This is a genomic window from Pantoea ananatis PA13, from assembly GCF_000233595.1.
Taxonomy (GTDB): Bacteria; Pseudomonadota; Gammaproteobacteria; order Enterobacterales; family Enterobacteriaceae; genus Pantoea; species Pantoea ananatis.
The window spans coordinates 3,164,337-3,178,137 of sequence record NC_017554.1 but is presented as its reverse complement, the minus strand read 5'-3'; the positions used below and the strand labels follow the sequence as shown (position 1 = coordinate 3,178,137).

Annotated in this window: 12 protein-coding genes and 1 pseudogene; 8 read left to right on the top strand and 5 right to left on the bottom strand. The window is 52.5% G+C overall.

Translation table 11 applies throughout. From position 1 onward, the window contains the following. Nucleotides 1-40: 40 nt before the first annotated feature. The 6 genes and pseudogenes from PAGR_RS14935 to dusC all read left to right on the top strand — a co-directional run bounded on the left by PAGR_RS14935 (nucleotide 41) and on the right by dusC (nucleotide 5,157). Complete coding sequence (locus PAGR_RS14935) at nucleotides 41-433, top strand: YbhQ family protein (protein WP_013025119.1); 393 nt, start codon at nucleotides 41-43, stop codon at nucleotides 431-433. 223 nt (nucleotides 434-656) lie between these two features. Then, nucleotides 657-2,006 carry an ATP-dependent RNA helicase RhlE gene (gene rhlE, locus PAGR_RS14930; protein WP_014593234.1) on the top strand — a complete coding sequence of 450 codons (1,350 nt, stop codon included), beginning with the start codon at nucleotides 657-659 and terminating at the stop codon, nucleotides 2,004-2,006. A gap of 2 nt (nucleotides 2,007-2,008) precedes the next feature. Beyond that, nucleotides 2,009-2,299 (top strand): annotated as a pseudogene (locus PAGR_RS14925) (tRNA-dihydrouridine synthase); the annotation flags it as partial. 106 nt (nucleotides 2,300-2,405) lie between these two features. Continuing rightward, nucleotides 2,406-3,269 carry a potassium channel family protein gene (locus PAGR_RS14920; protein WP_014606267.1) on the top strand — a complete coding sequence of 288 codons (864 nt, stop codon included), beginning with the start codon at nucleotides 2,406-2,408 and terminating at the stop codon, nucleotides 3,267-3,269. A 2-nt stretch (nucleotides 3,270-3,271) separates the two neighbouring features. Then, complete coding sequence (locus tag PAGR_RS14915; RefSeq protein ID WP_014606266.1) at nucleotides 3,272-4,186, top strand: nucleotidyltransferase domain-containing protein; 915 nt, start codon at nucleotides 3,272-3,274, stop codon at nucleotides 4,184-4,186. After that, a complete protein-coding gene (dusC, locus tag PAGR_RS14910) occupies nucleotides 4,171-5,157 on the top strand; it encodes a tRNA dihydrouridine(16) synthase DusC (protein ID WP_014606265.1) in 987 nt (328 codons plus the stop codon). Before PAGR_RS14915 ends, dusC begins: the two co-directional genes overlap by 16 nt. 24 nt (nucleotides 5,158-5,181) lie before the next feature. Here dusC and ppk2 read toward each other — a convergent pair whose 3' ends face one another. Together ppk2 and PAGR_RS14900 are read right to left on the bottom strand one after the other, a co-directional pair. Beyond that, a complete protein-coding gene (ppk2, locus tag PAGR_RS14905; protein WP_013025123.1) occupies nucleotides 5,182-6,099 on the bottom strand; it encodes a polyphosphate kinase 2 in 918 nt (305 codons plus the stop codon). Nucleotides 6,100-6,113: 14 nt separating this feature from the next. Next, nucleotides 6,114-7,718 (bottom strand): inorganic phosphate transporter, encoded by a 1,605-nt coding sequence (locus PAGR_RS14900; protein ID WP_014606264.1) that lies wholly within the window; start codon nucleotides 7,716-7,718, stop codon nucleotides 6,114-6,116. 163 nt (nucleotides 7,719-7,881) lie between these two features. Between PAGR_RS14900 and PAGR_RS14895 the strand changes: the two genes are divergently transcribed. Continuing rightward, nucleotides 7,882-8,904: a transporter gene (locus tag PAGR_RS14895; RefSeq protein ID WP_014606263.1), complete on the top strand. Its 1,023-nt coding sequence runs from the start codon at nucleotides 7,882-7,884 to the stop codon at nucleotides 8,902-8,904. Nucleotides 8,905-8,997: 93 nt separating this feature from the next. Here the strand turns inward: PAGR_RS14895 and PAGR_RS14890 are convergent, their stop codons facing one another. Beyond that, a complete protein-coding gene (locus PAGR_RS14890; RefSeq protein WP_014593237.1) occupies nucleotides 8,998-10,140 on the bottom strand; it encodes a L,D-transpeptidase family protein in 1,143 nt (380 codons plus the stop codon). Nucleotides 10,141-10,336: 196 nt separating this feature from the next. Next, entirely contained in the window at nucleotides 10,337-12,151 is a 1,815-nt protein-coding gene (locus tag PAGR_RS14885) for a glycoside hydrolase family 15 protein (protein ID WP_014606262.1), read from the bottom strand. Nucleotides 12,152-12,307: 156 nt separating this feature from the next. On the opposite strand from PAGR_RS14885, the gene PAGR_RS14880 reads away from it, so the two are divergent. Beyond that, a complete protein-coding gene (locus PAGR_RS14880) occupies nucleotides 12,308-13,081 on the top strand; it encodes an SDR family oxidoreductase (protein WP_014606261.1) in 774 nt (257 codons plus the stop codon). Here PAGR_RS14880 and PAGR_RS14875 read toward each other — a convergent pair. After that, entirely contained in the window at nucleotides 13,075-13,656 is a 582-nt protein-coding gene (locus PAGR_RS14875; RefSeq protein ID WP_014593240.1) for a DedA family protein, read from the bottom strand. The two genes, PAGR_RS14880 and PAGR_RS14875, sit on opposite strands and share 7 nt — an antisense overlap. Nucleotides 13,657-13,801: the final 145 nt, after the last annotated feature.

Genomic DNA, 13,801 nt, shown 5'->3' with positions numbered 1-13,801 from the left:
GGTTGCATTCAGGCAACCCGCCAGGTCTGCAGGAGAAAAAATGAAATTGTCTAATCGCTTTCAAATTATTACCGGTCAAACCTGGGCCCATATCGCTATGCACCTGCTGGTGATTGCCGCGCTGGTATGGGGCTGGAAACACAAAGCACTGGTCGAAGTGTGCAGTACCCTGGTGGTGACGTATGCAGGGGTGTTTATCGCCATGCTGATCACGCAGCGTAGTGCCCGTTTGCGTACCCTCGGTGATTACCTCGAAGAGGCGACGACCACCTACTACTTCGGCGCTGCAATGATGACGCTGTTCCTGGTCTCTCGCATTTTCCACAACAATCTGCTGCTGGCCAGCCTGGGCATGGTTATGCTACTGGGCCCGGCACTGGTTTCTCTGCTGGCCAAAGAGCCTGCACGACGCATTGAGAAAAAACGCAGTTAACTGAACCGTCCGATAACCAAAGCCACCGTAAGGTGGCTTTGTTGTTTAGGCCGTTTGTAATCAATTGTGAGCTATCTCGCACAGGAACGTTAAAGCTGTTACACTCCGCCGCTTATGCATCGTAGTTTGCACCCTTTTCACGCGTCAGCGTCAGCTGGCGTCACTATCCCTCTGAAAACTACACCGTGAAACACGGTCAGAGTGGACCGGAGTAATACTCGTCATGTCTTTTGACTCTCTCGGCCTGAGTGCCGATATTTTGCGTGCGGTTGCTGAGCAAGGCTACAGCGAACCGACTCCTATCCAGCGCCAGGCGATTCCTGTGGTGCTGTCCGGCCGCGATCTGCTGGCAAGTGCGCAGACCGGCACCGGCAAAACGGCCGGATTCACGCTGCCTTTACTACAGAAGCTGTCGGCGAATACCGGCGCAGTACGTGGACGTCGTCCGGTGCGTGCGCTGATCCTCACGCCTACCCGTGAACTGGCCGCTCAGGTCGGGGAAAACGTTGTTGAATACAGTAAGTATTTACCGCTTCGTTCGCTGGTGGTGTTTGGTGGTGTCAGCATTAACCCGCAGATGATGAAGCTGCGCGGCGGGGTCGATATTCTGGTGGCAACACCGGGCCGTTTACTGGACCTGGTCCATCAGAACGCGGTTGACCTCTCTCAGGTGGAAGTGCTGGTTCTGGATGAGGCCGATCGTATGCTCGATATGGGCTTTATCCACGATATTCGCCGTGTGCTGGCAAAACTGCCTGCCAAACGTCAGAACCTGCTGTTCTCTGCCACCTTCTCGGACGAGATTAAAACCCTGGCAGAAAAACTGCTGCATAACCCGGAGCAGGTGGAAGTGGCACGCCGCAACACCGCTTCGGAGCAGGTTTCTCAACAGGTGCATTTTGTTGATAAGAAACGCAAACGGGAACTGCTGTCGCAGCTGATCGGCGAAGGTAACTGGCAGCAGGTGCTGGTGTTTACCCGAACCAAGCATGGGGCTAACCACCTTGCAGAACAGTTGGGTAAAGACGGTATTACCGCTGCGGCGATTCACGGCAACAAGAGTCAGGGTGCACGTACGCGCGCACTGGCTGATTTTAAATCCGGCGCAATTCGCGTGCTGGTGGCTACCGATATCGCGGCCCGTGGCCTGGATATTGAAGAACTCCCACACGTCGTAAACTATGAGCTGCCAAACGTAGCGGAAGACTATGTGCATCGTATTGGTCGTACCGGCCGTGCGGCGGCAACCGGCGTCGCACTGTCACTGGTGTGCGTGGATGAACACAAACTGCTGCGCGATATTGAACGTCTGCTTAAGCGTGAAATTCCGCGTCTGGCCGTACCGGGCTATGAGCCGGATCCAAGCATCAAAGCGGAACCTATCGTGAATGGCCGTCAGTCACAGCAGCCACGCGGCCGTGGTCGCAGCCAGGGCGGACAGGGTGCAGGCGCTGCGCGTCCGCAAGGGGACAAGCGTTCACAGCCCCGTCGTCAGGGACCGGCAGCGGGCCCGTCTGACAAGCCAGCCGCGCGTCCACGTCGCCCAGCGCCTAAGCGTAGCGGAAACGCCTGACAATGCGGGTTTTACTGGCACCGATGGAAGGCGTACTGGATTCTCTGGTGCGCCAGCTGTTAACGGAGGTCAACGACTACGATCTGTGCATTACAGAATTTTTGCGCGTCGTGGATCAACTCTTGCCGGTAAAATCCTTTTATCGACTCTGCCCTGAACTGCACCATGCCAGCCGCACGCCCTCGGGCACGCTGGTCCGGCTGCAACTGCTGGGGCAGCATCCGGACTGGCTGGCGGAAAACGCCGCACGAGCGGTTACTCTGGGCTCCTGGGGCGTTGATCTGAACTGTGGTCAGACAAAGTTTATCAAAGAACACCCACCAATTATTATGGTCTTTTAGATAATGTGCACATATATTATATAATATACATTCCTTGTAAATTATGTGCGAGAATCTTATGGCAGCTAATTTTTTCTCTTTTGAGAACAATAAAAACTCACATTCACAAAAGGATTTCTTTCACCAAGAGAAAGATCATGGCTGGTCGTCAATAAATTATTACCCTTCATTTTTTGGATCCAATCGTAAGGCACCTTTGATCTTAAAAGGGAAATTTTTTAATGAAATTTCATTTAAAGACACAATAATTAAGAATGTTAATTTTATTAATTGCACTTTCAATAAGTGCCTGTTCGCAGGCAGTTTTTTAAATAATTGTGAGTTTGTTGATTGTAAGTTTTACAGTACGAATACGCACAAGATTAAAATTAGAAATTGTTTAATAAACCCGAAGCAGTTTAATTCTAATTTTGAATTAAAGTTAGATGCCAATATAGCTGTGGATTTATTCCAGGAGATATATAAGAATTCGAAAAATGAAGAGCAGCCTGAATATTCTAAAGAAAGTTTATATAAAATGAACGTAGCACTCGGATACAACCTTAATTATAAGTATAGTTCGAAAAAAATTAGCTTATTAAGATTTATGTACGAAAAGTGTATGAATGTAACCAATAGATTTGCTACCGGATATGGACTCAAAATTGGCCGGATCTTATTAACTGTTATTAGTGCTATTTTACTTATGTCGATCGTTAATTTCCATTATAATTATGGTTTCTATAGTGGTAGCCATAATAAAATGGAAACTTATATTGATGCACTATATTTCACATGCGTTACTGTAACTACGTTAGGATATGGAGATATAACACCAACCTTAGCAACCACTAAAGTAATTGTTATTATTGAATCTCTTATCGGTTTTATTTTCATGTCTTTATTTGTCAGTGCATTTATTAACCGCGTATTGAGGTCGTGATCATGTACGCTACTGTAAAATTTGGTTCGATAACTAAAGGAACCATGGACAAGTATAGTGATATTGACCTTCTGATTGTTTGTCCAGACAAACAAAGAAAATCAATTCATGAAAAATATAAACACACGAGATACAATATTTCTTTTTTCTCAAATAAACAATTATTTTTAATGAGGGATAAAGGTTCATTGTTTTTGCAGCATATAAAGAGAGATGGTGTGGTTTTACATGATGAGGGGAATGCACTCTCATCATTTTTGAATAGTTGTCAGTTTATGTCTCCTGATTCACATGAGATAAAAAGGTGTGAGTCTACTTTAATATTTATAAACTCACTTCCCGATGATGTGGCATTGTTAACTTGGAAGGCTGATTTTTTCTATTGTGTGACACGTGATTTTTTAATAAAGAAATTGGCAGTGGAAGGGGTGTTGGCGTTTAATATTGATGAGATAATAGATTTGTCATCAATATATTTTGATTTTAAAAAAAATGATTTTGATAAATTTAAAAAGCTTAGGAGAGTTAAAGCTATAAACAGAGAGGGAGGGCGCTGTGAGTTCAGTTCTGATGATGTATCATTCATGATACATGAGTGGTTCAATATACTTAGTGTAAAGTTTAATTTAATTTCAATTGATACAAGTATGAGATTAATAGATTGTCTATTTAAAAGAGAGCATAACTCTACGTATGAAGCTTTAAGGTGTTTGGAGGCACTCTATATTTTGATTGAGAAAAATGGTATAAATCATATAGAGCATAATAAGATTATGAATTATATTAAATCGCCTAATTTTTATAGGTCATTACAAAATTCTAAGAAGATGATTATAAGGCGGTATTTAAATGAAATCTATAGTTTTATTGAAACTAAAAACAATTTTATAGATGGTGTTACATGCGAGTCTTATTAGCACCGATGGAAGGCGTACTGGATTCTCTGGTGCGCCAGCTGTTAACGGAGGTCAACGACTACGATCTGTGCATTACAGAATTTTTGCGCGTCGTGGATCAACTCTTGCCGGTAAAATCCTTTTATCGACTCTGCCCTGAACTGCACCATGCCAGCCGCACGCCCTCGGGCACGCTGGTCCGTCTGCAACTGCTGGGGCAGCATCCGGACTGGCTGGCAGAAAACGCCGCACGAGCGGTTACTCTGGGCTCCTGGGGCGTTGATCTGAACTGTGGTTGTCCGTCAAAGCTGGTCAACGGCAGCGGCGGCGGTGCCACGCTGTTAAAAGATCCCGATTTAATCTATCGCGCGGCAAAAGCCATGCGCGCAGCGGTACCGGCTTCGTTGCCCGTCACGGTGAAGGTGCGGCTGGGATGGGATTCCAGCGCGCGCAGTATGGAAATTGCGGATGCGGTACAGCAGGCCGGCGCCAGCGAGTTGGTAGTGCATGGTCGAACCAAAGAAGACGGTTATCGTGCCGAGGCGATCAACTGGCAGGCCATCGGCGACATCCGTCAGCGCCTGCGTATTCCGGTTATCGCGAATGGCGAGATCTGGGACTGGCAAACGGCCCAGGACTGCCTGCGGACCACCGGTTGTGATGCCGTGATGATTGGCCGAGGCGCGCTTAACGTGCCTAACCTGAGTCGGGTCATCAAATACAATGACGCGCCCATGCCCTGGCCGGAGGTGGTGGCGCTGTTGCAGAAATATACCCGGCTGGAAAAACAGGGCGATACCGGCATGTACCATGTTGCCCGTATCAAACAGTGGCTCGGGTATTTACGTAAAGCCTACGTTGAAGCCGGTGAGCTGTTCGGTGAGATTCGCGCGTTAAAATCATCCCAGGATATCGCCACGGCCATCGACCGTTATGCCCGGTTGCACGAGCAGGCCAGCTCTGAAGCCTTCAGTGTGGTGAAAACCGGTTAGCGCAGCGTCCTGCCGCGCTTGCCATTAATACTTTTCAGGCACGATCATCGTGTCCGGCACGTCATTACGGCGGTAATCCTGCGACCGTTCACGCGGTGGCAAAATAATTTCATCATGCGTAGCGTCTTCATAAGGCACCTGTTGCAAGAGGTGGCTGATGCAGTTCAGTCTCGCACGCTTTTTATCCACGCCCTGAACGACCCACCAGGGCGCATCCGGGATATGGGTCCGGCTCAGCATCTCTTCTTTGGCTTCGGTATAATCTTCCCAGCGGCGGCGACTTTCCAGGTCCATCGGGCTGAGTTTCCACTGCTTCAGCGGATCGTGAATACGGCTCAAAAAGCGCAGTTCCTGCTCCTCGTCCGTAATGGAAAACCAGTATTTGACGATTTGAATACCGCTGCGGGTCAGCATTTTTTCAAATTCCGGCACGCTACGATAGAACTCCTCGACGTCAGCCTCACTGCAAAAGCCCATCACCCGTTCCACGCCCGCCCGGTTGTACCAGCTCCGGTCGAACAGCACCATTTCCCCGGCGGCGGGCAGATGAGCAATGTAACGCTGGAAATACCACTGGGTTTTTTCGCGGTCGTTAGGTGCTGGCAGGGCGGCAACCCGGCAGGTGCGCGGGTTAAGGCGTTGTGTGATGCGTTTGATAACACCGCCTTTACCGGCGGCGTCGCGGCCTTCGAACAGAATGACCAGCCGATGGCCGGTGCGCATCACCCAGTCCTGAAGCTTAACCAGTTCGCCCTGCAGGTGCAGCAGTTCGCGAAAATAGCGACGACGCCAGGCCTTCTCATCATTCCCGTCAGGCGTGGTCTCGCCAAAACGCAGGTCGTCGAGTTCCATCTCCAGTTCTTCATCGTAGCTGTCGTAGAACTCCTGTAACAGACGCTGATTAAATGTATCCCGGTTGAAGCTGTTATCGTGTGTTGCCATAACGAATCACCTGGTCAGATGTGGATAAACAGCCCGTAGAGCAGGGCAGAAAGTAAGACTGAAACCGGCAGCGTCAATATCCAGGCCACTGCCAGATTCCGCAGCGTGGACATTTGCAGGCCTGATCGGTTCGCCGCCATGGTGCCTGCCACACCGGAGGAGAGAACGTGCGTGGTGGACACAGGCAAACCGAATGCGTCGGCCGCACCGATGGTCACCATCGCCACCAGTTCGGCGCTGGCACCCTGCGCATAGGTCAGATGGGTTTTACCGATACGTTCCCCCACGGTGACCACAATGCGACGCCAGCCCACCATTGTGCCCAGCCCCAGTGCAATCGCCACGACCACCTTCACCCAGACAGGAATAAAGCGCGTAGCGCTGTCCAGCTCGGTTTTCACGGCGGTTAAATTGCGTTCAGTGTCGTCCGGCAGGGCAACGTGGGCGCTTTGCAAATGTTTAATGGACTCCGACGCGAGGTACATTTGATTGCGCGTGTTGCTCACGGATTGCGCCGGGATATTTTCCATCGAGCCGTAGCGGCGGATCTGTTCGCCCACGTCGTGCAGCGTCATCGCCAGGGCCGGCAGCACGTTGGCATTCATTTTTTCGCTGCTGACAAACGCGGTTAACACGTCCCGTGGGGCCGGTGCGGGCGTGGTGGCAGGCTGAATGTGCAGGAGCTGGCGCGCCGTGACGTCGGTCAGGGCGGCCACGCGCGGGATCTGATCGGGCGGCAGGGAACGGTTCAGGGCATAGGCGATCGGCATGGTGCCGACCAGGATCAGCATGATGAGCCCCATGCCTTTTTGTCCGTCATTCGATCCATGGGCAAAAGAGACGCCGGTACAGGTCAGAATCAGCAGTCCACGGATCCAGACGGGCGGCGGCTCGTTGCTCTGCGGGGCCTGATAAAGCTGACGGTTACGAATAAACAGCTTCATCGTCCACAGCAGCAGGGCGGCGCAGACAAATCCCACCACCGGCGACAGCAGAAGGGCATAACCGACTTTCAGGGCCTGCTCCCAGTCCACACCGCTCAGCCCGCTGCGCCCGTGCAGCATGGCATTGGCAACGCCCACTCCGATGATCGAGCCAATCAAGGTATGCGAGGAGGAGGAGGGCAGGCCAAGATACCAGGTGCCCAGGTTCCAGATAATGGCCGAGAAGAGCAGGGCATAAATCATGGCAAAACCGTTGCCGCTGCTGGCCTGCAATATCAGTTCGACGGGCAGCAATGAAATAATACCAAACGCCACCACACCGCTGGAGAGCATCACGCCAAGGAAATTGCAGAATCCCGACCAGACCACGGCAACACCGGGCGTCAGAGAGTGGGTATAGATGACCGTCGCGACCGCATTTGCGGTATCGTGAAAACCGTTTACAAACTCAAAGCCCAGCGCAATCAGCAGCGCGAGGCCCAATAAAAAGAAGGGTAAGTAACTGGTGACCGGCGTGTTGGTTTTTTCTACGTCATGAAACAGGTTAAATCCGGCAAAGGCCAGACCGGCGATCAGCAGAAGAAAGAAAATCGGTTTTGTGAAGCGGCTACCTTTGCCATTGAAATCGGGTCGTCCATGAGTCGGGCCTGAAGAGGGTAAACTGTTTTCGCTCATGCAAAACCTCATAGCGGATGCAGATGCGGATTTACATCTGTTTCACGCTGTGTGATACCCGCTTTTTGTGACAAAAAAATGATCTGCGCCGTGAGAGGTCATTTTGCTGTAACAAAACTTCAGCAGGCTGAACCTCTTTATTAATGATGCTGACAGGATAGCCATGGCGACAGACGTTGTTCTTACCCCACAAAAACGTGATTTTGATGATGATGTGGCAGGACTCATTCATGGTTATCTCTTTTCTCCCGATGCCCTTCCTGTTCGCCTGAATGCCCGTGAAGCAGTCAAACTCGGTGAGCATCTTCCTGATGACGGCTTTCTCTGGCTGCATATCAATCTGAACCATGCCCGCGCGCAGCACTGGGTGCAGAGTCATTTTCAGGTGGATGATGACTTCTTCGATGAAATTCACTCGGCCTCGCCGCGAACCCGGCTGGCGGAGCAAAGTAGCGCGTTGCTGGCGGTACTCAACGACGTCACGCTTAACCAGGAGAACCGCAGTACGCAAAATGCGACGCTGTGGATATGGTGCCGGCGTAACCTGGTGGTCAGCGCACGTTATCGCCCGTCAGTGATGATTGAAAAGATGCAGCAGAGGTTAGCCCGGCATAGCTTTCCCAGTGCAGAGGCTTTGTTGCTTTATCTGCTTGGTGAGCAGGAGTCGCAACTGGAACAGGTCGTGCGGCGCATCAGTCAGGTGGTCGATAACATTGAAGAGCGCCTCTTAAGCCCCGCCATTAAAGCTAATCGCAGCGAGCTGGGGCACTATCGGCGCATGCTGTTGCGGATTCAGCGCCTCCTGGCACCTGAACCGGCGGCGCTGTTTCGCTTGCTCAACCGACCTCCGGCCTGGCTCAACCACGACACGCTCCGCGAGCTGCGGGCGTTTACCGAAGAGTTCAGCGTGGTGCTCAACGATCTCGCCAGCCTGATGGAGCGCATCCGGCTGTTGCAGGAAGAGATTGCAGCGCGTCTGATGGAACAGAGTAACCGCACGCTCTACCTGTTAACCGTGATAACCGTTCTGGCACTGCCAATTAATATTGTGGCGGGATTTTTTGGCATGAATGTAGGCGGTATTCCGCTGGCAGCGAATCCGCACGGGTTTTTACTGCTGGTGCTGATCGTGCTCGCGTTTACCCTGCTGGCGGGCTGGCTGGCCTTGCGAAGGCCCAGCGTGTAGAGGCTGCGCCCGGTGACAAAGCCTGTAAAGGGCACAAAAAAAAGCCAGCCCGGTTAACCGGCGCTGGCTTTTTACCCAGTGAAGGATCAGACCTTACAGATTACCATTGCTTGCTGGCGCAGGCTGTGACGGCTGCACAGGCTGTGAAGGCTGAACCTGCGGCTGCTGTTCTGCCGGTTGCGACTGCTGAGGCTCAGGCTGCACAGCGACCGGATTCGTTGGCTGTGACATCACCGGCGTCATCGGCTCTTCCTTCGGCTCGGCGTCTTCGCCTTCGGTTACCTGAACAGGCGCGGGCACCACGTTGTTTTCTGGCGCGTTAACCTGTACGGGCATACCGGAGCGGTTCTGAATCGCTTTATCAACCTGAGACTGGTTGATGCTGCCGTCTACCAGAACTTTGCCAACGGCCTGGGTCAGCGTAATTGGCACCAGCTCACGAGAGTTAAACTGCTCTTCCGTGGTCGAGAGCGGATTGTGCACTTCCATCCAGCGTGAACCGTCTGGCTCAACCGAGGCTTTCACAGGCTGGTTGATAAACTGCACGCGCGTGCCAACCGGCACATGATCGAACAGCCATTTGATGTCGTCGGCACGTAAGCGCACGCAACCGTGGCTGACCCGCAGGCCAATACCGAAGTTAGCGTTGGTGCCGTGAATGGCATACAGACGACCGATATAGAGCGCATACAGCCCCATCGGGTTATCCGGACCAGCCGGGAACACGGCAGGCAGGTTTTCACCACGTGAAGCGTACTCCGCGTGCATCGCTTTCGTTGGCGTCCACGTCGGACCATCTTTTTTACGCTGAACAGTGGTGGTCCAGTTCAGCGGCGTGTCTTTACCCAGTTCACCGATACCGATAGGCAGTACAACCACCGTTTTGGTGCCTTTCGGATAGTAGTAAAGACGCATTTCTGCACTGTTGATCACAATGCCTTCACGCGGCGCGTCAGGTAACAGTAACTGCTGTGGGATAATCAGTTTGCTGCCAGGTTTTGGCAGATAAACGTCAACGCCCGGGTTGGCTTCCAGCATATTGCTGAGGCCCATTTGGAACTGAGCTGCAAAAGCTTCCAGAGGTAATTTGCTGTCCTCGGGAATGGTAATTTCAATATTTTGCCCGGTCAGACGGCTGTTTGCCGGCGGTAACGGGTAAACAACAGCAAGGGCTGACTGACTGAATGCCGCCAAAGCCAATGCAAGTGAAGCGAACGCGCGAATGCTTTTTTTCATATTTTACAAGTCTTTATCGCCATGTTTCAGGCTTGTCAATGTATCGAACCCATGCTGGTCACTATGACCTGCTGCGCATTATATGTTCATTAAACTGATGTTGTGAATCAGGATTTTAACCGCTTTAAAATACTTTACCTGACTCGCCTGCGTTATCCGCCTTTGTTCTTTACCAATTTGGGCGAAAAACAGCCCATTATGGCTGCCAAAGCGTGACGTCCCCGTTTAGCTTACGGTTCAGGAAAAACGCGGCGCTGATCAACGCAAGATGCGTCAACGCCTGGGGCGTATTTCCCAGTGCCTGCCCATGACTGTCAAACTCTTCCGCATACAAACCCAACGGATTAGCGTAGCTCAGTAATTTCTCGAACTCAAAATGTGCCTCGCGAATGCGTCCGGCACGCGCCAGACATTCCACATACCAGAACGAGCAGGCACCAAAGGAGCCCTCTGCGCCCGTTAGCCCATCAGCTGGCGTTTCGTGAATGTTATAACGACGTACCATGCCGTCGCTCACCAGGTTCACTTGGATGGCATCCAGCGTGGCGATCCAGTCCGGATCGGTGGCGCCCACAAAACGCACCAGCGGCATCAGCAGCATGGAGGCATCAAGGTGTTCACCGTGGCGGGTCGAAACAAAATGCCCGCGTTCACTGTTCCAGAAATTCTTCCAGATATCATCGCGGATCTCGCGACGGGTTTTGTCCCAGCGATCGTAAGGCATCGGCAGTGAACGCTTCATTGCCAGCCGCAGGCCCCGATCCAGAGCGACCCAACACATTAAACGTGAGTGAAGGAAGTGCTCCGGCTCGCCGCGCATTTCCCAGATGCCGGCATCGGGCTGATGCCAGTTATCGCACAGCCAGTCCAGCATTTCTGACACATGATTCCAGCCCCGCTGAGAAATGGCCTCGCCGTATTTGTTGGACAGGTAGATGGCATCCATCAGTTCGCCATAAATATCTAACTGTTTTTGCCGCCAGGCATCGTTGCCAATGCGCACCGGACTGGAGTTGGCATAGCCAGAGAGGTTAAGCAGCGACATCTCCTGAAGATCCGTACTGCTGTCCAGGCGGTACATCACCTGCAGCCGCATTTCATCGTGGTGGCTGTTTTCTACACAGCGACCGACCCATTCCGTAAAGTGCTTGGCTTCGTCCACGTAACCCAGCCGCATCAGGGCGTACATGCTGAATGAGGCATCCCGTATCCAGGAGGCGCGGTAATCCCAGTTGCGCTCGCCGCCCAGCTCCTCGGGCAGGCCAAAGGTGGCAGCCGCGGCGATGGAGCCGTGTTGCCAGGAGGTCAGCAGCTTAAGTACCAGCGCAGAGCGTTGTACCATCTCCTGCCAGCGACCGTGATAGGTGCTGCGGCTGCTCCATTCCCGCCAGTAGCTCAGCGTTTCTTCAAAGCAGTTGGCGGTGGCCAGCTTTTCGATGTGGGCATCCTGTACGCTGCCAAATTCGAATTCGGCATGTTCACCGGCTTTAAGCTCAAAACTGGCGGTGGCGTGATTGCCTTCCAGCGTCATCACCACCGTTGCTGCCAGGCGCAGCGAGGGCTGATCGGTGGCGTGAAAATCAATACAGCCCCGCTGTACCTCAGCGCGGGTGTCCGCCCGGGCGTAATCATGGCGCGGGGAGCACACCATATTAAAGCGTGCCCGGCCCCGAACCATCTTTACCCGACGGATGATACGCGGCAGTTTATCCTGCCGGTCGCAAATCGGCATGTAGTCGGTGATCTCGGCGACGCCTTCTTCGGCCAGCCAGCGGGTCTGCAGGATGTTGGTATCAGGCAGATAGATTTGCTGGCGACGGGCGTTTTGCCAGTCGGGTGCAAGGGAAAACAGGCCGGCCTCGTCGCTGTCCAGCAGGGCGGAAAACACCGATGGGCTGTCCAGTTCCGGCCAGCAGAGATAATCGATAGTGCCATCGTTTGCGACCAGGGCGCAGGTGCGTAAATCGCCTATTACGCCATGGTCGTCAATCTTACGTTTAACCTTACTCATCGGTTTCTCCCTGTCAGTGTCAGCCTTAACTATAGCCAGGTGCCTTCATCGCGCTGTGTTCTGACACAGATCGTTAATCCGGGCGCCGGGCCGTCCGCAAACGGCACAATTTTCATTGCGGTATATACTTTTCATACACTTCCAGAGGAGACCGTCATGACTACACCACAACGAAAAGTTGCAATCGTTACCGCGTCGGATTCAGGCATTGGCAGTCGTTGTGCTGAAATGTTAGCAGAGCAGGGGTTTGATATTGGCATCACCTGGCGGTCTGATGAGGAAGGCGCACAGCGCACGGCAAAACGGGTGGCGGAGATTGGGCAGCGAGCTGAGACGATCCAGCTCGACCTGGCCGATCCGCCCGCAGGGGGCAAGGTGCTGCAGCAGCTTATAGACAAGCTGGGCCGCATTGATGTTCTGGTCAACAATGCCGGGGCGAATTTCAAAGCGGACTTTATGGACGTGACCTGGGAAGACTGGCGTAAGACATTTAGCGTAGATGTGGATGGCGTGTTTATCTGCGGCCAGGTTGCGGCACGCAATATGATCAAGCAGGGGCAGGGCGGACGTATCATCAACATCACCTCCGTGCATGAACACACTCCGCTGCCGGGTTCCGTTGCCTACACCGCGGCCAAACATGCGGCAGGCGGGCTGACTAAATCGATGGCCTTGAGTTTGCTGCCCCACAATATTCTGGTGAACGCCGTGGCGCCAGGCGCGATCGCCACCCCGATGAACAAAATGACCGATGGCGATGCGCACAAGGTCAAAATGCCTGAGATCCCTGCGGGTCGTCCAGGAGATACGCACGAAATTGCCAGCATGGTGGCCTGGCTGAGCTCTGAATGGGCCACCTATACCACCGGCCAGTCATTTATCATCGATGGCGGCTTTATGCTGGCAAATCCCCAGTTCAAGGGTTACTGATCGTCGGCCCGGCGGTTATTCCAGTGGCGAATGGCCCAGCGAACCCCAAAGGCAAAGAGCACGGCGGCAGCCAGCCACAGCAGATGTTTAAAGTGCTGATCAAGCTTGTGCAGCCAGGGGGCAATGATTCCGCCAGCAAAATAGCCGAGTGTCACAAACAGCAGTGACCATAATGCCGCCCCAATGATGTTAAGCGCCAGAAACTTCAGCGGATTGAGGCGGCTTGCCCCAATGATAATGGGACCAATCAGGCGAAAGCCGTACATAAAGCGCGCGCCGATCACGAACAGGCTGGGACGCCGCTTAATCAGGCGGTTAGCTTTAACAATTTTGTCCTGATGTTTTTTAAACCGCCGCAGGATGCCTGTACCAAAGCGCCGGCCAATCCAGAAGAGCAGCTGGTCGCCCAGAATGCCGCCTGCCATCGCCGCCAGTACCACACCCGCGTAATGCAGTAATCCTTCATGCGCGGCTACGCCGCCCAGCAACAGAAATGTTTCCCCTTCGGCAATACAGCCGATAAACAGTGCAAGATAGCCGTACTGCGTAATTAATGCGTTGATATCCAAATGCAAGGTGCACTTCCTGTGTGAAGAAATTTCTTTCAGTTTATACCTGATTCGTTAAGCCATCCGTTTAAGCGTTAATCAGCGATCTTTTTCGCTGTTTTTTTGCGCAGGCCCCACAGAAGTTGCCTTGCCGTTTATACTGTAAGCAATG